At 49.6% G+C, this 22,653-nt stretch carries 18 protein-coding genes; 5 read left to right on the top strand and 13 right to left on the bottom strand.

The window, feature by feature from the left end:
- Positions 1-27 precede the first annotated feature (27 nt).
- The 3 genes from KOI40_RS12725 to KOI40_RS12715 all read left to right on the top strand — a co-directional run bounded on the left by KOI40_RS12725 (position 28) and on the right by KOI40_RS12715 (position 3,710).
- Complete coding sequence (locus tag KOI40_RS12725) at positions 28-1,659, top strand: two-component system sensor histidine kinase NtrB (RefSeq protein ID WP_216097904.1); 1,632 nt, start codon at positions 28-30, stop codon at positions 1,657-1,659.
- Between the two features lie 6 nt (positions 1,660-1,665).
- Positions 1,666-3,036, top strand: a complete 1,371-nt coding sequence (locus tag KOI40_RS12720; protein ID WP_216097903.1) for a sigma-54-dependent transcriptional regulator — start codon at positions 1,666-1,668, stop codon at positions 3,034-3,036.
- Positions 3,037-3,119: 83 nt separating this feature from the next.
- Positions 3,120-3,710 (top strand): GspH/FimT family pseudopilin, encoded by a 591-nt coding sequence (locus tag KOI40_RS12715; RefSeq protein WP_216097902.1) that lies wholly within the window; start codon positions 3,120-3,122, stop codon positions 3,708-3,710.
- Between the two features lie 23 nt (positions 3,711-3,733).
- Here the strand turns inward: KOI40_RS12715 and KOI40_RS12710 are convergent, their stop codons facing one another.
- The 12 genes from KOI40_RS12710 to murJ form a co-directional block, all read right to left on the bottom strand.
- Positions 3,734-4,189, bottom strand: coding sequence for a type IV pilin protein (locus KOI40_RS12710; RefSeq protein ID WP_216097901.1), 456 nt, complete (start codon positions 4,187-4,189; stop codon positions 3,734-3,736).
- A 21-nt stretch (positions 4,190-4,210) separates the two neighbouring features.
- A complete protein-coding gene (locus KOI40_RS12705; protein ID WP_216097900.1) occupies positions 4,211-9,733 on the bottom strand; it encodes a hypothetical protein in 5,523 nt (1,840 codons plus the stop codon).
- A gap of 20 nt (positions 9,734-9,753) precedes the next feature.
- Complete coding sequence (locus KOI40_RS12700; RefSeq protein ID WP_216097899.1) at positions 9,754-10,386, bottom strand: pilus assembly PilX family protein; 633 nt, start codon at positions 10,384-10,386, stop codon at positions 9,754-9,756.
- Between the two features lie 15 nt (positions 10,387-10,401).
- Positions 10,402-11,529, bottom strand: a complete 1,128-nt coding sequence (locus KOI40_RS12695) for a PilW family protein (RefSeq protein ID WP_216097898.1) — start codon at positions 11,527-11,529, stop codon at positions 10,402-10,404.
- A gap of 4 nt (positions 11,530-11,533) precedes the next feature.
- Complete coding sequence (gene pilV / locus KOI40_RS12690; protein ID WP_216097897.1) at positions 11,534-12,013, bottom strand: type IV pilus modification protein PilV; 480 nt, start codon at positions 12,011-12,013, stop codon at positions 11,534-11,536.
- An 11-nt stretch (positions 12,014-12,024) separates the two neighbouring features.
- The gene (locus tag KOI40_RS12685; RefSeq protein ID WP_216097896.1) at positions 12,025-12,606 is read right to left on the bottom strand and encodes a GspH/FimT family pseudopilin; all 582 of its coding nucleotides are present in this window, start codon (positions 12,604-12,606) and stop codon (positions 12,025-12,027) included.
- Between the two features lie 164 nt (positions 12,607-12,770).
- A complete protein-coding gene (ispH, locus tag KOI40_RS12680; protein ID WP_216097895.1) occupies positions 12,771-13,715 on the bottom strand; it encodes a 4-hydroxy-3-methylbut-2-enyl diphosphate reductase in 945 nt (314 codons plus the stop codon).
- Positions 13,716-13,788: 73 nt separating this feature from the next.
- A complete protein-coding gene (locus tag KOI40_RS12675; RefSeq protein WP_216097894.1) occupies positions 13,789-14,238 on the bottom strand; it encodes an FKBP-type peptidyl-prolyl cis-trans isomerase in 450 nt (149 codons plus the stop codon).
- 26 nt (positions 14,239-14,264) lie between these two features.
- Positions 14,265-14,768 carry a signal peptidase II gene (gene lspA / locus KOI40_RS12670; protein WP_216097893.1) on the bottom strand — a complete coding sequence of 168 codons (504 nt, stop codon included), beginning with the start codon at positions 14,766-14,768 and terminating at the stop codon, positions 14,265-14,267.
- Between the two features lie 44 nt (positions 14,769-14,812).
- Positions 14,813-17,611 (bottom strand): isoleucine--tRNA ligase, encoded by a 2,799-nt coding sequence (gene ileS / locus KOI40_RS12665; protein WP_216097892.1) that lies wholly within the window; start codon positions 17,609-17,611, stop codon positions 14,813-14,815.
- Between the two features lie 82 nt (positions 17,612-17,693).
- Positions 17,694-18,605 (bottom strand): bifunctional riboflavin kinase/FAD synthetase, encoded by a 912-nt coding sequence (ribF, locus tag KOI40_RS12660; RefSeq protein ID WP_216097981.1) that lies wholly within the window; start codon positions 18,603-18,605, stop codon positions 17,694-17,696.
- Positions 18,606-18,899: 294 nt separating this feature from the next.
- Positions 18,900-20,504 carry a murein biosynthesis integral membrane protein MurJ gene (gene murJ / locus KOI40_RS12655; protein ID WP_369413185.1) on the bottom strand — a complete coding sequence of 535 codons (1,605 nt, stop codon included), beginning with the start codon at positions 20,502-20,504 and terminating at the stop codon, positions 18,900-18,902.
- A gap of 266 nt (positions 20,505-20,770) precedes the next feature.
- Between murJ and KOI40_RS12650 the strand changes: the two genes are divergently transcribed.
- Both KOI40_RS12650 and rpsT read left to right on the top strand, forming a co-directional pair.
- Positions 20,771-21,052, top strand: a complete 282-nt coding sequence (locus KOI40_RS12650; protein WP_216097891.1) for a YebG family protein — start codon at positions 20,771-20,773, stop codon at positions 21,050-21,052.
- A 136-nt stretch (positions 21,053-21,188) separates the two neighbouring features.
- Positions 21,189-21,455, top strand: coding sequence for a 30S ribosomal protein S20 (gene rpsT / locus KOI40_RS12645; RefSeq protein ID WP_216097890.1), 267 nt, complete (start codon positions 21,189-21,191; stop codon positions 21,453-21,455).
- 116 nt (positions 21,456-21,571) lie between these two features.
- Here rpsT and KOI40_RS12640 read toward each other — a convergent pair whose 3' ends face one another.
- Entirely contained in the window at positions 21,572-22,627 is a 1,056-nt protein-coding gene (locus KOI40_RS12640; protein WP_216097889.1) for a pyridoxal phosphate-dependent aminotransferase, read from the bottom strand.
- Positions 22,628-22,653 lie beyond the last annotated feature (26 nt).

The raw sequence follows: 22,653 nt of genomic DNA, 5'->3' as shown, positions 1-22,653 counted from the left end.
TAATCCAACGGATTAAGCAAAATAAACATGACAAACACACACGCTGACAGCGGTTACTCTGCTCCTGAAAGCTCTTCAAATGATATCAACTACCCTCTGCTGAAAATCTACACCTATTACCGGGTCGGATTGAGCTTGCTGCTGCTGTTGATGTTCTTTTCCCGTCTGGCTCCCAATATCCTCGGGGATCAAAATCCAGAGTTATTTTTGGCCACCTCCGCCACTTACGCATTGGTGAATGTCTTTACTCTGGCAATTCTCTGGCGCCGACGCTTTACCCCCACAAATGAGCAGATTTTTGTCATTCTCTTTATCGACATCGTTGCCCTGGTTCTGCTGATGCATGCCAGCGGGGGCCTGATCAGCGGACTTGGTTTCTTATTGCTGGTAACCGCCGCTACCGGTGGTATCTGCCTGAACACCCAGGCCAGTACAGCTCTCGCGGCTCTGAGTTCGCTGTTGGTGTTAACCCAGGCTCTTTACATGATGCAGACATCCACCAGTGATGAACGCAGTCTGTTTGCCGCAGGAACACTGGGCATTATCCTGTTCGCCTGCTCACTGTTGTTTAATTATCTGAGTGGGAAATTACGGGCAAGTGCGGCCGAGGCCACGGCCCAGGCAGAACATGCCGCCTATCTGCAGCGTCTGGCACAACTGATTGTCGAGCGAATGCAGACCGGCATTGTGGTGACGGACCCATCCGGCTCGGTGGATCTGATCAATCGATCGGCCACACAGCTGCTCAATTGGCCCCAGTTCGGCCAGTCCCTTCAGCTCAGCGATATCGCAGAGCTGGAAGATCAGCTAAATCAGTGGCAACAACACCCGCAGACCACGATTCCGAATTTAAAGCCCAGCACGACCAACGCCGAAGTCCGTTTGCGCTTTGCCGATCTCGCGACCGACAAGGACCATCCCGCCAAGACGCTGATTTTTGTAGAAGATGCCCGAAGTCTTAACCGCGAAGCCCAAAGTATCAAACTGGCTTCCCTCGGGCGTCTTACCGCCAGCATTGCCCACGAAATCCGCAATCCACTGGGAGCCATCAGCCACGCCGGACAACTTCTGGCCGAATCCCCCAATCTGGATCGCGCCGATCGCCGGTTGACTGAAATCATCGACACCAATGCACAACGGGTAAATCAAATTATTGAAAACGTACTGCAACTGTCTCGCAGGCGCCCCACCAAGCCCGAGCAAATCAATCTTAGCCAATGGCTGCAGAGTTTTATCAACGATTTTCAGGAAAACAGTCCTGATAGCGTCAAAATTGACCTGGACCTGCTTAAGAGTAATGTGCACACCCGTATTGATATCAGCCATCTGAGCCAGGTTTTGACCAACCTCGTCGACAATGGCCTGCGTTATAGTCAACAGGCAACCGGGCAGGCCCATGTCACACTCAAGCTGGGTATCGACACCATCACAGAACTGCCCTTCCTGCTGGTTATTGACGATGGCGACGGGATACCGGAAGATGGCCAATCGCATATTTTTGAACCTTTTTACACCACAGAAGCCACAGGCTCCGGGCTGGGACTTTATCTCTCCAGAGAATTGTGCGAAGCCAATCATGCGGCCATCAGCTATTGCCGCGACAGCGATAAGAAAAGCTGTTTCCGTATAGATTTTGCCCACCCGGACAGGATGTTTTAATTACCCATGAGTACGCCGAAGACCCAAGCCCTTATTATTGATGACGAACCGGATATTCGTGAATTGCTGGACATCACCCTGTCTCGGATGGGCATCGACGTCGATTGTGCGGCAACCGTCAAAGAAGGCATGGAATACCTGAGCAATAACAGCTACAGCGTTTGTTTAACGGATTTGCGCCTGCCTGATGGAGACGGCATTGAACTGGTCAAGTGGATGCAAAAGCATCACGCCAACCTGCCGGTTGCCGTATTCACAGCCCATGGCAACATGGACACCGCCATTGCCGCCCTGAAAGCCGGTGCATTTGATTTTATTTCTAAACCGGTTGAACTGGAGCACTTGCGCAGCCTCATTAATACAGCGCTGCGTCAAACCACGCATCAGGAAACCCACTCTGAAAACAGTCCTCCACTGCTTGGTAAAACTCAGAGCATCGACAGTCTCAGAAAAAAGATCCTCAAGGTTTCCCGCAGTCAGGCCCCCGTTTATATCAGTGGTGAATCCGGCACGGGTAAAGAGCTGGTAGCCCGTGCCATTCACTATCAAGGCGGGCGTTCCGACGGTCCCTTTATCCCGGTCAACTGTGGCGCCATTCCCAAAGACCTGATGGAAAGTGAGTTTTTCGGGCACAAAAAGGGCAGTTTCACCGGTGCATCCGGAGACAAACAAGGGCTGTTTCAAGCCGCGAACGGCGGCACATTATTTCTGGATGAAGTCGCCGACCTGCCACTGGATATGCAAGTGAAACTGTTGCGTGCAATTCAGGAAAAGGCCGTTCGACCTATTGGCTGCGACCACGAAATCCCGGTAGATATAAGGGTGCTGAGCGCCACCCACAAAGATCTGGCACAGGAAGTCCAGCGTGAACACTTCCGCAACGATCTCTATTACCGCATTAACGTGATCCAGATAAACATACCGCCCTTGAGAGACCGCCAGGAAGATATCGAACTGCTGGCCAATCACTTCCTGAAAAGCTTTGCCGAAGAAGCCGGGTTACCCACACCGACCTTGGCGAAAAACACCCTCGCGGCCCTCAAACAATACCCCTTCCCCGGAAACGTCAGAGAGCTGGAAAACATTCTCGAGCGCGCCTTCACCCTATGTGATGAAGACACCATTCAGCTTGAAGACCTGCAACTGCCTCGCGCCGAAACCCAACCGTCCACCAGTCTCACACAGCGAAACGACCACCCGACTGATGCCATCGATTCACTGGATGACTATCTCGAAGAAATCGAAAAAGAAGTGATTTGTGCAACTCTCGAGAAGACCAAATGGAACCGCACAGCCGCTGCGAAAAAACTGGGCATCACCTTCAGGTCATTTCGGTATCGATTGAAAAAGCTGGGGCTGGATGTGGATGAGGAGTGACTTTCAGTCTTCTGGCTGAAGACGTTGCACATCTAACACCGTAAACTTATCTGGACATGACATAATTCCAAGGAGGGAATTCCATGTCCGATCAACCAGGCCTGGTCTCTTGCTGTTCGGCAAACTACTTTGCACAGCAAAATTCGCGGGGATTTACGTTACTTGAGCTTTTGGTCAGTCTGACGATCATCAGCATCCTTTTGCTTTCAGCTCTGCCAGGCATGAGTCATTTACTAAACAAAAATGAAGCTGACAGCAGTATCAGTACAGTATTCAGAGCCTGGCAACATGCTCGCAGCCTTGCCGCCACCCGGTCACAACGAGTGCTGCTATGTGGTAGCGATGATGGTTTACATTGCAAAAAGCAATGGAAAGACCAGTTAATTTTATTTGTCGATAATAATAACAACTACCAACCAGATAACGATGAGACACTACAACGATATGAATTTAATCATTCACGTGGAAACCTGCAGACCAGAGTTGGATTTGGCAAAAACTACGTAATTATTGATCCTCTGGGAAAAGCTCCATTAACGGGAAGCTTTTTATTGTGTAATCCTGATGAACCATCACTGGAAAGGAAAATCAGCTGGAACATGGCTGGCAGACTCTACCTAACTGGCAACCACAGTCACCATAAAGGAAACTCAACCATCCACTGCCCCAGTTAACTGACGAAGGCACATTACTGCAATTACCAACAAGAAGCTGCATCAGTTCCCGTAGCCGACTTAACACCTAGATGAGTGATGGATAATGTTGTACAAGCGGTATCATCTGCCTGCGGCCCTCCGGCCACAGGCGTCGCTGTGAGAGTATAACAATTATATTTAACTGAACCGCCACCTACACAACTGCCAGTACCTGAATTCATATTCAGAGTTATCTGATAATACCCTTCAGGTGAAAGTAATTTATCCGAACCATCGCCACCAATTTCATCCACATCATTGGCGTAGCCACTGAATTGAAAAAATCTTTTTTCCTGCGCCAGTACTGCTGCAGACAAGGCTGCCTTTGCGTCTGCCCTGCGGGATTTTTTCACACTGTCTTGATAAGCAGGCACTGCGATCGACGCCAAGATCGAGATGATGACAACCACAATCATCAATTCGATCAACGTAAAGCCTTTCTGTAAATTATGAGTCATCTCGTTACTCTTTTATCATTTTTAAAAATCGCCATCCCAATCGACCTTGACCTCCCTCCAGGACTGGCGACCATAGGCAGCCGGTTCGCCCTGAAGGTTTGGATCACTCAAGACGCTTTTATCATCCACAGAAACGCCGCTACCCTGAGCATCATCGGAAACGCCTTGACCATCACCACCCAATAAAGCGAGCCCTTGATTGATACCTGTATCTGTCAGAACCAGATCCCCATCATTATGAGTGTAATTAGTGTTTACACCAACAGGTGCATAGGGTGAGGCCGTGCCAGTCTGGAAATGATAGGCATTTATACGTGAATAACCGATAGGAGAACACTGATCCATAGACGGCGCATATTCGCTGAATAACAAGGTTGTTCCCACTAGGTTTGACGCTCCGACCTGACGAGCTGCACCAGAGTTTGTAGGTGACAAAGTCAACTCACGATACCAACCTTCAGTTTTCAGAATCTCTGTTCGGAGCTCTTGCCAAGTGCCAACAGTCACGCCATTAACTACGACATCACTGCCGCCATCAGCACAAGGCGCTTCACATGATCTGACAGAATTCACTGTGGTAAAACTGGTCGCATCTTCTGTAAATACCTGAATGTCTGTGACATCCACCATATTATTTACACTTACCCCAGCGGCGGGATCTGGCTCAATAATGCCGTAATAATACTGAGTCTGTGTCGTAGTATTATCATCAGGGACCAAATAGCGTCCCGTACCGGCATAAATCCACTTATTTTGGAATGAATCCCTTTCAAGTCTTGGAGTCTCAACAACCGGATTATTGGTGTTGATGAGATTTGTCATACTGGAACCACTGATCGGACTAAAGGACAAATCCAAACGTTTCAGGGCTCCAGACTGGGTTCCAGCATTATCTTGTACAGCGCCAAAATACACAGCATCGTCCTGATAGTCACCATCCCAATCAATGGTCGCCAAATCCCCACCAAAACTGTTTGAATCAAAAGGAACGCTGGCAATAAATTCCATATCATTCAAATCGTAAAACAGCAGCCTGCCTGTATCGTTACTTACAGCGTTGGACAATGCATCGGGGCCTTTAGGGCCTGATGCGAACACCAGATACCAGTCATTATCACCAGGGTTCGAATAGCTCCCAGTATCACCTGGTGTTCTTCGTTTTACCACTACAGGTTTGGAAGTGGTAAACCCCCAGGTAATGGAATCAAAAGAAACAGATGCTGTCGCAGAAGTTCCTGTACTTGACTCAATATCCACCGTAGCTGAGGTGTAACCAGCCCCTTGATCAACAATATCAACTGAGGCAACAGAATAACCCAAGGTTGCAGATATTACCGCAGTGAAGCTGGTATCGGAACGTGTCACAGAATCGATCGAGATTGAAGAGTACCCACTACCCTCGTTATCGATTGTGACCGATGTGATAGCTCCACTGGCATCAACAGTGGCCACGGATGCGGATGCACCGGAGCCATCTCCAGAGAAAGCAATTACATCGCCAACAGAGTAGCCTACACCTCCATCGATAACATTTAACGCCTTCAGTTTGTCGCTATTTGATCCATTCCCTAAAGAATAACTAAAGGTTGCTTCCGAATCACTTTGCTCGGCAGTAACAGACAACTGGGTATAACCGGAACCGGTATCATTTATCGAAACCCCTGTAATTTCTCCTCCTGCTCCCACCGATGTTACGACTACAGAAGCACCCGCACCGTCACCGGATATCGACAGTGAATCTCCAACACTGTATCCCTTACCACCACTTTCAATAGTTAAAGACAACAAACTTCCAGTAGGAGCTAAGGTCGCTACAGCTTCAGCACCAACACCGTCACCAGACACTGTCACGGTTGGAGGGCTGGTGTAGCTGTCACCACCTTCAGTTAAAGACAATGACATCAGGTCAGCAGGTGGAGCCTGTAACTCGGCCAACAGTCTGGGCTCAGTCTCTGGATTGGTGATATCGAAAATGAGGTAAGAAGAACGAATCGTTACATTATCATTGTCGGCATCTGGTCCGGTTTCATCCGAGTTGGGATCAATTTCGAAATCCCCGCCGCCAAAGCGCATACCAACCACAAGAATGGTTCCCCAACCATTCGTATGATCGTCGTCATCAGGAAAGATGTTAACGTCATAAACCCGTGCAGAACCATCGACATAGTACACATGGCTGTAATCCGGGGATGTTAACCATTGCAGATGAGGCAAAACTGCCATCGGAACATAAGACCACAACTCCGCCCCCAGGGGATGTGCCGTTTCTGAGCCAGCACTGGATTGTGTTTGAAAGGAGTTGTCCGACGAACGATAAAAACCTGCGTTAAACGCGTGCAACATACCATCGTTGCCACCGACATAAATAACCTGACGACGATTCCTGTAGTCTATCCGATATTGGGTATAAGTATCGTCATTGTACAAAGAGTCAAAAGAAGCTCCCGGACTACTCACCGAAGCAGGTGCCGAATGAATCAGATCTCCGATTCGCCATACTTCTTCGGCACCATCACTATCGAAGTCTACAGATCTAGTACGGTAACCCGAGATGGAGTCATCGCCTCTAATATAATTAACGATATTATCGACTTCATCTTTGTTGGTAGATTTTAATCCAAAGTAACGATACAACTGATTAACATCCGGATCTAAAGCAGAAGTGTCAAAATCGACAACCTCATCCGGCTGGACAGTCCCATCCCCATCAACATCAATTCCAGTTTTTATAAAACGACCTGTATTAGCCGACGATGTATAAGTCCTTTGCGTTCTGGCTTGTGCATTAGAAAGCTTCGCCAACTCATCACGAGCGTTCCAGATAGCAACAAAATCTTCAAAATCAATCGTATCGACTAAAGTGAACGTATCACCACCATTGGCTGAGGAATAGCGGTTGACTTTGGTTTGCTGCTCACTCTGATCGTAGAAAAACTCTACCCGGTAATCCGTGGCGTACCCATCAAGGGTCTTATCACCATCTGTGTCTTCACGAAAATAGCCATTCTCATCCCGAAATAGTGCATGTAGCATTCCAGGCCAGGAAATATAGTCAGTTGCCGAGGCCTGATATTTTGGATAATAAGAACTTTGATAGATCGCACCGGACCCCGAGCCGGTATTGGCCACTACCGCTGCTGCGGAGCTACTCACCACATTGATCCCAATCTCATTAAATACCGCGTCAAGTGAGGCTTCTAATTGAAGAGGGTTCGTCACTGGAAAATAGTTATCGGGCAAACCGTCACCACCTGATACAAGTTCACCACTGACATTTTTAACATCCCACTCATCATTACTGTCGGGTACTCCGTCCCCATCGATGTCATTAAACTTGCCGTATTTAGCCGTATAGAACAGAGGATCTTTGAGCAAGGATGCCGTTGATGCACTAATGTCATACTCTTGACTTGACGGTGAGTTACTGATCACTTGACCGCTGGTTCCTGAATGAGCATGATACCCATCCATGTCAGTACCACTGATCACGTATCCGAATTGCATCGTATCAGGAGTTGACACACCGATAATTGTGGTCTTGACTATTACTTTCGTTGATGTGACAGAGACATCAATGACACCGTGCATATCCTGATCGAAGTCACCGCCTTGCTCACTATCTTCCCAATTCACATAATATTTTGCCGTTACTGTCCCGGACACTTCTTCAGGTAGACTGATTATTTTGAAGTCCACCAAGGCACAGTTGGTATTAGGATTGGTAGTTGCATTACGACAAGCCGGTAAAATTGTCACCACTGAATCGGAGGAAGGTACAGGCACTTCCATAACGGGAACAGAAGGGGCAAGGGAAACCGCGTATGTATTTACACCTTGTGTGCCTGGTAAATCTGGACGAATATCAGTTTGGTAGACATGGTAGGCAATACCGGCAGAGTGATAACCACCTTCAAGCCTTGGCGCATCCGGGCAAGTACCTTTTACCGCACCTAACCCTGATACAGTTTTCGCCGTACACAGCTGGTTTGTTTCTCCCCCTACAACCTCACCCACAAAATAATCATTTCCGGTGATGCCTTCCAGATCACCTACCTTATTAGTCAACGCTGCAGCCGTCTCAGTAGTCTGCAAATCAGTTACTCTATCCAACTGATCAGTATCATAAGAAGATGTACTGGCATTAAATGCGATAATGCTTAATTCCGAACATGCTGAATCACTATTAACTGGATCGTTCCAAGTAGCGGTAGTCAATCCGGAAATGATATCGGCATCGCTGGTATTGTATTCTGGAGATGCATCCTTACCAGCAAAATAGCGATAACATTCCAGCATTATTTCAGAAAAAGGATTCCCCCAGTTAGTACATTTACCATTATCAAATTCTGATTGCCCCCAAGGACAGGAATCATCATCGTTATACCGTCCATCAGTATCAGCCCCTGGACCAAATCTATATCGAGCCAACCTGAATTTATTTAAGGTATTAACAATACCACCATTAGCTGGAGTGCTTTTGAATGTTCCATCAGTGGTTACATTAACTTCGTCGGTAAAACTACTAACATTTTTTCGCAGCACGCCACCAGATTTATTCTTTGTATAGCTTCCCGTCAACAGACCAAACTCAATTTCTTCCTCATCGCCAAATTTTTGTAAAACACCTACCGGCTTCTGGTGTGTGCTTGTGGGATATGCTTTACAATTATCTTCTTCCAGTCCATTGACACACACAGACACCCTGACATTCAAATCTGCCACTTGAGCAGTAGCTTTGGAAGGACTGTCAGAGTAAGCATTAATACCTGATAAATCTGCTGTATTCTTATTTAGACCGTATGTACTATTAGTAATTTCATCCCGAAAACGGCACTGGAAACGTTCACCCGAAGCCCATAAAGAATAGTTGCCTCTGACAACCCTTAATAACGGTGGATGAACATTCGCGTCGATCTTTTGAGACTCTCCTGAGCTAACAACGGTGGTATTACAAAATGTCAAACCGCTGGACTGGGTCCCCAACCCCAGGTTTGCCGGGGTATAAGGCGTTAATCTCGCTATATCGTTACCATCGTAATATTTCGCAAAGCTGTGGGCATCATTTGTAAGAAAAGTACGTTCAAGCACTGTCAAAGAATCCGTATCCACTCTACGGAACCCGCCATAGAGCACCTTGCGAATCTGATCTATACGAGTCATGGATGCCCAGTTTAAAAAATTACCACTCCAGTTACCCGAACAGTATTTGGAACTTGATTCAGAAACAGGTTCAAACCGAGCATTGTTGTAGGTATAGCACTTGTAAGGGTCAAAATAACCCACATAATCGATTGAGTGTGTGTATGTGGTTTCGACTGTTCCATCAAAATCCAAATCGTCATAATCAGAATAGGATTTAAAATAAAGCTGGTGGTCATTGGACAATGCCAATAATACTTTTGAAGACCCTCCGACGCTCAAAATAGGTGGTTGAGATTCATAATCGCTAGCGGTCTGCTGTCCCCAAGCCAGTAGCGATGCAATCAGCAGAGTGAATCCCACCATCACGGCAGGCACATTAGCTTTCATGGATATATTGTTCATAATGCTCGCTCTGTTCATTATCAGTTCACTTTTTTGTACATGCTTTGCAGCATTACAACAGAGTTATTTGTCAAACCTTTCGCCAAAGCAGTAATACGGAACTGCGGCGCACAATTTTCATCACTGGCCACTTCACAGTCATTGGCCGCGGTTTTGTCCACATAGCACATGAATTCAATAATATAACGAGCATTCACTGTAGCACCCGGATTACTGGGGACAACCTGTACACTTTTTGAATCATTTTTCCATAAATTAGGCTCACCCGTAGCGCCACTCCACTTCCAGACTGAAGTTTCAGGCAATTCCATTCGATCTTTACAGGCAGCAAGATCTGTAGAGCTCAGAAAAGGATCACTGGGATTGTAAAATGCACATAGGCCATTATTACAAGCTGCACTGAAACAATTCGACCCGGTGCAACCATCAATAAAATTGGACTGATGAAGATTTGTATTGGAAATCCAATTTTCCGCAACGACTAAAGTCTCTTCTGCCACTTCCATAGCCACGGCTCGATCACGAAAAGCCGATGCCATTTTCATCTCACTGCTAGTCCCACTCATGGAAGCCAAACCCAAGATTGTCACCACCAACAGCATGACCAAACAAATGATCAGAACAACACCAGATTGCTTTTGCACAGAAACCATCAGATTCTCCGATTATTATTTGACCAGACCCAGATTCCGCAGCTGTACGGTGGAATTCACCTTCTGTCTGAGCAATCGATCATCATAGGTTATACCTTCGAATGTAAATTCGGTATTGCTGGCCCAAACCGGGGACAAAGAACGCATCAACAGACTAAGACGCACCGAAACAACCCGATCCCATTCGAGGGTGCCAACGCCCGTTATTTCATCAGCGTCTAAATAGCGATTTGCTTCTCCATCGAATAAGTTATCAGTATCAACCCCATACTTGACTTGCATGTTTTCAACGCCGACCAGAAGTTCCTCAGCCTCTGTATCCAAACTCCCCGTAGCTTCATCCGCTCGAAGTTTTACTCGATATAAAGCCGGTATCGTTGGATCGATGGATGAAGCACCGATATAAAAGGCCTGCCCTACAAATTCCATGACTGTCGAGCCTTTGTTAAAACACTTGCCAGTAAGGCTTGAAACATCACTGCACGTTCCATTGCCGCCCATATCCTTAGTGCAATTACCCGGAGATGTTGAATTGCCTGTGTTGGATATGAATTGATCAGCATTACTATTGGTATTTTGCTGTGAGTTCTGAAATACAGCTACTTGGCTACATTCAGGAGTTTGCACCACCATTATGGTGCCCTTTGGAACAGGATGAGACACAGCAATTTTCAATGTAGCTGCAGCATTACAATTCGTCGGAGACTCTGTCGTCGTGTAAGCATTATCACTATCTACCCGCCGAATGATGATCGCATCCGGAGCTGTTGCATTGCCAGTTGCCCACAATTCACCCGAAAATGCTGATGGAAAGTTAGCCTGGGTTTCACTGCCATCCCAACCTTCCACACCAAAGCCGTTATAAAATGTATCCGTCCCATTCACAACATTGGCTACGTTAGCGGAGGCTCCACACCCATTGAATCCCGCCATTTTCAATTCATAACCCAACTCATCCATGGCAAAACGAACATTCTCCTGGATATAGGCAATTTCATTGTTTAAACGAAACTTTGAACGGTTATCCAATAACAGCTGTACAACACCCGCCAAAACAATGGCAACCACTACCATAGACACCAGTAACTCAACCAGTGACAAGCCTTGCTGGCGAATACGCGAAATCGCAAAATGGGTTCTCATATTTTTATATCTGACTATCTAGTTGCAATTGAACCAGTCCATCTTTCACGCTGGCCTGTGAAGACTGAGCAGCAGACTGCCCACCCATATCATCATCAAAACGAACCTGAATGGTTACCGTATTCCCGTTAATTACTATCGCTCCGTCCCCTTGCGGAAGTTGATTAGCCAGATCATCCAGCCACTCCGATTGATCCCACTTAATCAGCTGTGCAGACGTACATCCGCTCGTCCCGCAATCGGTTGTAGCAGTAATCGTGTCACTATAAAGAAGGTTATAGTCGTCCCGCTTTTCTCGGTTTGCCCTGATACGCTCCACCATATCAGACGCAAGATAGGAAGCTTGACTATACAGGTGAGCACTGTTGCTTATACGAACTGCCTGATTCTGCAAGCTTGCCATACCCAGCAGGCCCACGCCCAATACAAACAAGCCAATCATAGCTTCCAGCAGCGCGTAACCGCTTTGCTTGCCATAGTCCATACAAAGATTCCTCAAGAGCAGGAGATGGCAACCGGGTCGCCATTAGCATCTACTTGAATGTAATAATCACCGGAGGCGGTCGGTCTTGAAGTAACACCCCGACCGGAACGCAGAAGCATGATCCCTCTTAGATGATCACCGGAGGGTGAACATACTTCAAAAAGTGGCGTGCCTGCAGCAGGCAGCTGCACTGCGCCTTTATTGCCAAACTGGACAAAAGCCACGCTGCCTTGAAGACCATAATTGGCAGAGATGCTCTGATTTACCCGCAGCACCTCATCATCGGTATTAACAACACCTGCTGCACCACTACTGTCATTATCAAGGAAAACAATCCAGCCCTGATTCCACTCTCCTGATGCGGCACAAGTTGCCCCGTCAGCACTGCGGCAAATGGATACTGTCGCATTTCGACTAATTGCTTCTTGCCTTGCAAACGCAATACTTCGCGCGAGCCCCTCCTGAGCAGACTCAACATTATTTTTCTCAATCATGCCCTGATAGGAAGGTACCGCGACGAGCAGCAGAATCGCCGCAATGGCTAACACAACCAGCAGTTCGATGAGGGTAAAACCAACGTTTATCTTTTTCATAGTGTCAGATATACCAAACGACGGTAAAAGAATCGCTCACAAAGGGATAAAAGCTCATGTTACCCGACGAGCGGACGAGTTATATAAAAAAGGCTGCTTATAATAAGCAGCCTTGTGATATTAGTCACACTTTCTAATGAGAGCGAATTTGGAGGGGCTTTTGCCTAACGCAGCTCTTTTGGCAAAGAGAAACGAACGTTCTCTTCAATACCGTGCAATTCGACGGCGGGAGTTGCACCGCAGTCCCGCAAACGCTGAATAACCGCCTGCACCAGGACTTCCGGAGCCGATGCACCGGCAGTGATCCCCACGGCCTTCTTGTCTTTCAGCCATTCCGGCTGTATGTCTTCGGCACCATCGATAAGGTATGAGGTAGCGCCGCAGCGTTCCGCCAGTTCCTTCAGGCGATTGGAGTTGGAGCTGTTGGGAGAACCAACCACCAGAACCAGATCATTTTCGAGAGCCAGCTGCTTGACCGCATCCTGACGGTTTTGGGTGGCATAACAGATATCGTCTTTACGCGGCCCGGCAATTTTTGGAAAACGCTCCCGCAGTGCATCAATGACCTTGGCAGTATCATCCATAGACAAGGTGGTCTGAGTGACAAAACTGAGCTTGTCCGGGTTTTTAACATCCAGTTTCGCCACATCCGCCTCGTTTTCTACTAGGTAGATTTCACCACCGTGGGAGTGATCATACTGTCCCATGGTACCTTCTACCTCGGGATGCCCCTGATGCCCAATCAAAACGCATTCAGACCCTTCCTGAGAAAAACGGGTGACCTCCATGTGTACTTTTGTGACCAGCGGACAGGTCGCATCGAACACTTTCAGACTGCGACGCTCAGCTTCTTTACGTACCGCCTGGGAAACGCCATGGGCACTGAAAATAACGATGACGTCATCCGGCACCTCTTCCAGCTCTTCAACAAAAATGGCACCCCGATCCCGCAGGCTGTCGACAACAAATTTGTTGTGTACCACTTCGTGCCGCACATAAATGGGCGCACCAAACACGTCCAGAGCGCGATTGACGATATCAATGGCGCGATCAACCCCGGCACAGAATCCACGGGGATTGGCTAGATTGATCTCTACTTCGGCTGCCATAGGATTCAGACCTCTGTTTGCACTTCCTGTACTGTTGTATTTAATCAATCCTTCGTTTAATTGATAACGGGGATTAATGGGTCACCGCCGGGGAAACCCCCAAAATCTCGACTTCAAAAAGAATATCCCGCCCTGCCAGCGGATGATTGAAGTCAATGGTTACCGTCTCATCATCAAAGGCGGCGACAATTCCGGGCAGTTCTGCTTTTTGGGCATCCGCAAACGACAGCATCAGGCCTTCGACCAGCTCTACACTGTCATCAAACTGGGAGCGGGGCATCACCTGCATATTGTTTGGGTTAGACTGCCCAAAGCCATCCTCAGGTTTAATCACAAAGGTGTTTTTCTCACCCGCTACCATGCCCGCCAAAGCTCGTTCGAAGCCTGGCAGCAAATTGCCGTCGCCCACAACAAATGTCGCTGGCTTACCGTTGAAATTGGAGTCAATGACATCCCCATTTTCGAGTTTTAAGGCAAAATGCAGGGTTACTTCAGTACCTTCATCAATGGCTAAATTCGTCATAGTCATACTTCATTTACATCTGTTTATCATTTTGATCCGGCCGACAATTCATCACCATTGGGTGAGCGGAACGAATCAATAATCAGCATCCCAGCGCCCACACAAATAGCGCTGTCTGCAATATTAAACGCTGGCCAGTAGTGGTGTTGGTAATGCACGACGATAAAATCCACTACATACCCGAGCACAACCCGGTCGTACAAATTACCGATCGCCCCACCAAGCACCAACGCCAATGCGGTCAACACCCAACGTTGCGCCGATTCAACCCGCGCCATCCACACAACCAGCACAACACTGACCGCAGCGGCAATGACGCCGAAAAACCAGCGCTGCCAGCCTCCCGCATCACTCAGAAAGCTGAACGCTGCGCCTTTGTTATGCAGTAAGGTCAGATTAAAAAAATCGGTAATCACCAACGGCTGACCGTAGGTAAAATTCGCACTGACCCAATTTTTGGTCAGCTGATCCAGTACAATCACCAGAACGGCCAGACCGTACCATTTCCACACCGATGTCTTTACCTTCATAAGCGTTATCTTCCCACCTTACATCGTTTGAAGAGTCAGCCTAATCAGGCAAATTGACGCTGTTCACCGTCACCAGCAACGTTTTCGACACAGCGACCACAAATGTCTTCATGCTCAGGTTGTGAACCGACGTCCTCACGCACATGCCAGCAACGTGCACATTTTTCGCCATCCGCCTTGGTCACCAAAACCGACAGGCCTTCCACTTCAGTAGTTTCAGCGCCGTCTACTACCGTGGTAGACACCTTGGCAGCAGAAGCAATTAACACAAAGCGCAACTCGTCCTGCAAGGCGCTCAATTGCTCAGCCAGCTCTCCGTCACAACACAGAGTAATGGCCGCTTCCAACGAACCACCAATCACCCCTTCACCACGCTTGGACTCGATTACTTTATTGACAGCGTCTTTGACCTCGGCAACAAAAGACCAGTACTCGCCAGACATCGCCACACCTTCCGGCAATCTCGGCAATTCATACCACTCTGCGATAAAGGCATTACCGGAACGGTCGCCCGGAATCTGCCCCCACAACTCATCGGCGGTAAAGCTCAGGATGGGGGTAATCCAGCGGGTGAACGCCTCAATGATATGGTAAAGCGCAGTCTGCGCTGACCGACGCGCCACACTGTCAGACTTGGTGGTGTACTGACGATCCTTGATGATATCCAGATAGAAACCACCCAGATCCACGACACAGTAGTTGTGCAACTTCTGGTAGATGCTGTGGAAGTTATAACTATTGTACGCCGCAATAATTTCTTCCTGCAGCTGTGCCGCACGCTCCATAGCATAACGATCCAGAGCCAGCATATCTTCTGGCTGCAGGGCATCGGAAGCAGGATCAAACCCATTCAGGTTGGACAGCAGGAAACGTGCGGTATTGCGGATACGACGATAGGAATCCGCAGTACGCTTGAGAATTTCATCAGAGACTTTCATCTCGCCACTGAAATCCGTTGCCGCCACCCACAGACGCAACACATCCGCACCCAGCTCATTCACCACTTTTTGTGGAGACATGACGTTGCCCAGTGACTTGGACATCTTGTGGCCCTTCTCGTCCACAGTAAAACCGTGGGTCAGAACCTGCCTGTAAGGCGGCACGCCATTCATGGCCATGGACGTTTTTAGAGAAGACTGGAACCAGCCGCGATGCTGGTCAGAGCCTTCCAGATACAAATCGGCCGGGAAACGCAGATAGTCACGCTTTTCCAAAACCGCGTAGTGGGTCACACCGGAATCAAACCAGACATCCAGCGTGTCAGTCACTTTGGAATACTGTTCGGCCTCATCACCCAACAGCTCTGCGGCATCCAGCTCAAACCAGGCATCCATCCCTTCCTGCTCAACTTTTTTCGCGACCTCTTCGATCAGGCGAGCGGTATCCGGATGCAGCTCCTGAGTCTCTTTATGGACAAACAACGCAATGGGAACACCCCAGGTGCGCTGACGGGAGATACACCAGTCCGGACTGGAATCGAGCATGCTGTCGATACGGGCACGACCCCAATCGGGAATCCACTGAACCCCTTCAACAGCGTTTTTCACATCACCCAGCAGGTTGTTTTTGGTCATACTGACAAACCACTGCGGCGTCGCTCGATAAATCAGAGGCGTTTTGGTCCGCCAGCAGTGCGGGTAACTGTGGGTCAATTTGGTTTGATGCAACAGTGCGCCGTGCTCTTCCAGAGTGGACAGAACTTTCTCGTCAACCTTATAGACATGATCGCCGGCAAACAGCTCGACACCATCGCGGTAAACACCGTTATCGTCGACATAATTCAAAGTACCGATGCCATATTTGGCGCCCACATTAAAATCGTCGACACCGTGATCCGGTGCAGTATGCACACAACCGGTACCGGCATCAGTGGTTACGTGGTCACCAAGCAGAACCGGAACCTGCTTATCATAAAATGGATGTTGCAACGCCAGACTTTCCAACGCCTGTCCCTGAACACGACCTACCACACGGTAGTCTTCAATGCCTGAGCGTGACAACACGGACTCATACAGCGCTTCAGCCATCAGCAGACGCTCATTACCCGCCTGCACCACGACGTAATCCAGGTCTGCATTCAGGCTGACCGCCTGACTGGATGGCAAGGTCCAGGGGGTCGTGGTCCAGATGACCACAGAAACATCACCGTCTCCACTCAGCTCCGGAATGGCCTGAGACAGGACATCCAGATCGGCTACCTTGTAGCGCACGTCGATTGAACTGGAAACCTTGTCCTGATATTCCACTTCGGCCTCGGCCAGGGCAGAACCACCCACGACACTCCAGTAGACCGGTTTGAAACCTTTGTGAAGATGTCCGTTTTCAACAATCTTGCCAAGTGCCCGGATAATATCGGCCTCAAAGCCATAATCCATGGTCAGATAGGGATTGTCCCACTCACCCAACACACCGAGACGGACGAAATCTTTCTTCTGCCCTTCGACCTGACGGGCAGCATAGTCACGACACTTCTGACGGAAGGTTTTGAAATCGACCTTGGCACCGGCTTTACCGACTTTTTTCTCAACGTTGTGCTCGATCGGCAGACCGTGACAATCCCAACCGGGAACATAAGGGGCATCAAAGCCGCTCATGGTTTTCGATTTGATGATAATGTCTTTCAGAATTTTGTTAACCGAGTGACCGATGTGAATATCACCATTGGCATACGGAGGGCCATCGTGAAGAATAAACTGATCCCGGCCGGCACGAGCAGCACGAATAGACTCGTAGAGTTTTCCATCCTGCCACTGTTTCAACATGCCAGGTTCGCGCTGAGCCAGATTGGCCTTCATGGCGAACCCTGTTTTGGGAAGATTTAACGTCGGTTTGTAATCGGTCATATTTCCAACAACTGTCGTTTGATGTTCGTTTGGCCGGCAGACACCAGCCATCTATTGATACATTGATTAATCAGGTAATCGACTAGCCAGCGAAAAACGCTTTCGCCTCATCAATGTCCCGATATATTTGCGCCTTCAAAAGATCCAGCGAATCAAATTTTTGCTCTTCGCGAAGCTTGTGCAAAAACTCGACGGTCATAATTTCGCCGTACAGCGAGCCCTTAAAATCCAGCAGGTGAACTTCCAGTATCGGCTTGATCTTTTCACCGATGGTCGGTCGCACTCCCACATTGGCCGCGCCGTTATAAGTACTGCCATCGGGCAAGGTGGCGCGAACTGCAAACACCCCCTGCAACGGTGAGCGGTAGCGATGCAGATGCACATTGGCGGTAGGAACTCCCAAAGTACGTCCCAATTGCTGCCCGTAGCCCACATGCCCACTGATGGTATAGGGCTTACCCAAAAGCTCTGCGGCCTTGTCAAAATTCCCCTGTTCCAGCTCTCTGCGAATCCGCGTGCTGCTGACCCGCTCGCCATCGACTTCAAAAGTGTCGGTATCACACACCTCAAAGCCGTATGTCTTCCCCGCCTTGCTGAGATAACCGTAGCCGCCGCTGCGGTCCATACCAAACCGGAAGTCATCGCCAACAATCAGGTATTTAACACCCAGCCCATCCACCAGGATTTGCTGCACAAATTGCTCTGCGGACAATGAACGCAACGTCTGGTTAAACTGCAGGCAACACACCCGATCGATACCCGCTTCATACAGGGCAAGTGCTTTTTCCCGCAGACGCATCAACCTTGCAGGCGCCTGCTCTCCAGAGAAGAACTCATGTGGCTGGGGTTCAAATACCACAGCCACCGAGGGCACCTCCAGCTCTGCAGCCTTGGCCGTCACCTGACGGATAATGGCCTGGTGTCCCAGATGCACCCCGTCAAAAGAGCCAATGGTCACTACACTGCCATGGTGAATGGGGCGCAGGTTGTGCATGCCGCGAATAAAATGCTGCTGAATCTGGGTCACTGGCTGGCTCAAATTGAATTCACTTTCCGGGGGGTGATCAGAAATGTTGCCGCCGGACGTAATTACCGCCACCGACCAACATTTAAGAACGACTCTCAATCGATCATAAATCAGCCAAACCCCGATATACAGACGCCGGAGTATACCTTAGATACATCCTCCGGGTTAAGTGGCTCGCCTTGCTGATAGATCCCCTTGAGAGAAAGGCTCCTCAGCGAAGAAACCCAACCTCAAAATCTCAAGAATCAGCTGGTCACCTGATTAATGAACACCGCGGATATGCCTGGGGCGCAAACCGGTAGCCAACAAGGCCACCCCATAGACCACCAGGCCGGCCACACAGAGCAGCGCCAGCGCCATAACCCGCTCTGTCCACAGCCATTCCGCCCAACCGTTCAGCCGGGTCATCAATATCAACAACACGGCTGCCATGGACAGATTGGCAAAGACCAGCTGCATCAGTGTTTTGCCCCACGGCGACACCGAACGGTAAACCCCTTCTTTAGCGAGCCCGCGCCACAACAACCCCATATTAATGAATGCAGACACGGAGGTGGCCAGCGCCAGGCCCACATGACCGATATTCCAGAGGAAATAGAAAGGCAACACAAACAGCAGGTTGAGCAACATATTGCTGACCATGGCAATAACCCCAATCTTAACGGGGGTTTTCATGTCCTGACGCGCATAAAAGCCAGGCGCCAACACCTTGATCAACATAAACGCCACCAACCCCACAGCATAAGCCTTCAGGCTGAGTGCCGACATGGCGATATCGGCGGGTGTGGTTTTACCGTACTGAAACAGCGTCATCAGAATAGGCTGCGACAGGATCACCAGCGCCACAGCGGCAGGCAGAGCAATCAGCAATACCAGCCTGACGGCCCAATCCAGCGTCTGGGCAAATTTTTGTGGATCTTCACTGGCGTGCTGACGGGACAGCCCCGGCAGGATCACAGTGGCAATGGCAATCGCAAACACTCCGAGAGGCAGCTCTGACAAGCGATCCGAGTAGTACAACCAGGACACACTGCCAGTCGGCAGGAACGAAGCCAGCACGGTATCCAGCAGCAAATTGATCTGACTCACCGACACACCAAAGATCGCCGGAGCCATCAGCTTCAGAATTCTGCGCACGCCTTCATCCTGCCAATCCACCTTGGGCCGGGGCATCAAGCCCAGCCGAGCCAAAAACGGCAGCTGGAACAGCAGCTGAATCACACCCGCAGCCAGCACCCCCCAGGCGAGCGCCATCACCGGGGGATCAAAGTAGGGGGCAGCCAATATCGCCGACGAGATCAACACAACATTCAACAGCACCGGCGTAAACGCCGGGATGGCAAAGCGGTCATAACTGTTGAGAATGGCTCCGGCGAAGCCGGTCATGGAAATCAGCAGCAGATAGGGGAAAGTCACGCGGATCATGTCCGACGCCAGAGGAAAACGAACCGGATCATCCAGAAAGCCAGGCGCAAACACCGCTGTGAGCACCGGTGCCCCAAGCATCGCCACCCCCGTGAGCATCACCAAAGTCAGCCCCAGGCACCCCGCCACCCGATCCAGCAACCCCCTTACGGCTGCTATGCTGCCCTGAGCCCGATATTCGGACAACACCGGAACAAACGCCTGTGCAAAAGCACCCTCGGCAAACAGACGACGCAGGAAGTTAGGGATCTTGAAGGCCACAAAGAAGGCATCAGCACCGGCCTCGGCACCAATAAAACGGGCAAAAACCACATCCCTGACCAGCCCCAAAACCCGCGACAGCATGGTCATCATTCCTACCAGTGCACTGGACCGCAATAACCCCGCTGCCGGCTTTACGTCTGCTGGTCCTACTTCCTGACTGTCTTCTGGCTTTGTCACTAACGCATCATCCTGCTTCTAGACACTCTGCTGGCATGGTCTCTTGCACTACCCTGCACAACAAACCCCACCGGAAACCTCGCCCCCACTGCTCCTTCAGGAGAGAGAACAAAAGAGACGCAGTGTACTGAATGCCCATCGTCAGAGCCAGAATCTGATCTGCGGGCTTCAGATTTTGCGGAGTTGACAATCCCCGCCAACAAGAATACTGTACAAAAAACCAGTTAAATCTAAAGCGACAAGAGAAAATCAACAGGAGCCCCACCATGGCTGTCATTGCCGTTTGGAAATGCGATAGAGACGGAAGTATGTTCGACAACAAAAAAGACGCCGAAGAACACGATAAAATGCTGGAGCTGGCTGCCAATATCACCAGCCTGATCGAGCAGGAAGTGCAAATAGACGAAGAACTCAGCGAAGCCATTGGCCTGCTTCTGGCCAAGCGCCGTGACGCACTGGCCAAAGCCTGCAAGGGCAAGCCGGAGATCCTGCTGGAAGACACCGACGACAGCAATAACGTGACACCCATTGCCGCAGGAACCAAGTAACGTGCCGCTGGCGCGATACTCCCCTCACACCTCAAAACCCGGAGGTTTTAATCGCCCACCCATGTTGACACAGGGCGATAAATAGGCATAATGTCGCGTCCTTGATTTGTACCCGAATTTTAACAGGAGCAATACGGTGGCCAATTCACCCCAAGCAAAAAAACGTGCGCGCCAAAACGAAAAGGCACGCAAGCACAACGCTAGCCTGCGCTCCATGGCGCGCACTTACCTGAAAAAAGTAATTGCAGCCATTGAAGCTGGTGATGCTGAACAAGCCAAAGCTGCTTACAATGCAGCAGTTCCAGTCATCGACCGCGTTGCTGACAAAGGCATTATTCACAAGAATAAAGCCGCTCGTCACAAGAGCCGTCTGAACGCCCAAATTAAGGCCCTGGCTGCTTAAGCCAGGCAATTTCGGGTCAGACACAAAAAAGCCGACTTCAGAGTCGGCTTTTTTGTGTCTGCAGAATACTGCAGGAGCCCCCCCCAAAAAACCGGGGACTCATGGAATGAAGACGCCTATGGCAGGGCTCGCCCCAGCACGTCGATCAAATGACGGGTCTGCTCTTCAGTACCAATGGTCATCCTCAAACCCAACTGCCCTTCGGCATTGGCTTTGGGACGCACCAGTATTTTCTCATCCCTCAAAGCCAGCTCAATAGCTTCAGGGTTCTGAGGAAAAACCCACAGGTAGTTGGCCGCACTGGGCCAAAACTCGACACCTCTCTGCTCCAGAAAAGCCTCCAGCAAGGGCTTGGACACCTCCATAACCTCTTTCACATACGCCAGCGTCAAATCACGACATTTGAGCCCCGCACTGACCGCGACCACCGCAAACTGATTAATATCGTAGGGTCCGCGCACATTCAGCAACGCATTGATATTATCGGCCACACTCAGCACATAACCCAGACGAATGGAGGGCAAGCCCCAGGTTTTGGAAAAAGTGCGGGTAATGAGGATATTAGGGCTCTCGTGCAGACGATCCGCCACGGTCACCTGACTGTACTCAAAATAGCATTCATCCACCAAAATCGCGGCGCCCGGCGCCGCCTTGGCAATGCGCACAATATCGTCCGGACTGACTATCGTGCCACAAGGGTTGTTCGGATTGGACACCACAACCACCCGCGTCTTGTCCGTCACCGAGGAAATAACCTCATCTACCGGATACCCGCCTTCACGGGTGTATTGCGGCTCAACCATGTGCAACCCTTCAAACTTTGCACACTGCGAATACATGGCAAAGCTGGGCCCCGGAATGATAATTTCGTCCCCCACCTGACAGGCCGAGCGAATGATCAAATCGATCCCATGATCAGAACCGTTGGTGATCATCACCTGATCCGCTCCAACACCTGCATAATCTGCTATCTGCTCAGCAATATCCCCATAGGAGGGATACATATGCAGACGACCACTATCAATCAACCCATGCAATGCTTCACGGATAGGTTCCACCACCTCAATGGTGCGCTCATTAAAATCCAGCAGGGTGTATTCCACCGGGTCACGCCCCTCCAAAGGAGGCTTGTAAGCCGACATGGCATCAATATGGTCTTTAAAAATACTCATAGAGGCAGACTCTTAAACGGAACGGA

Source organism: Pseudomaricurvus albidus, from assembly GCF_018863235.1.
Taxonomy (GTDB): domain Bacteria; phylum Pseudomonadota; class Gammaproteobacteria; order Pseudomonadales; family Cellvibrionaceae; genus Pseudomaricurvus; species Pseudomaricurvus albidus.
Note: the sequence above shows the minus strand (reverse complement) of the source record. Positions and strands in the feature narration are given on the sequence as shown.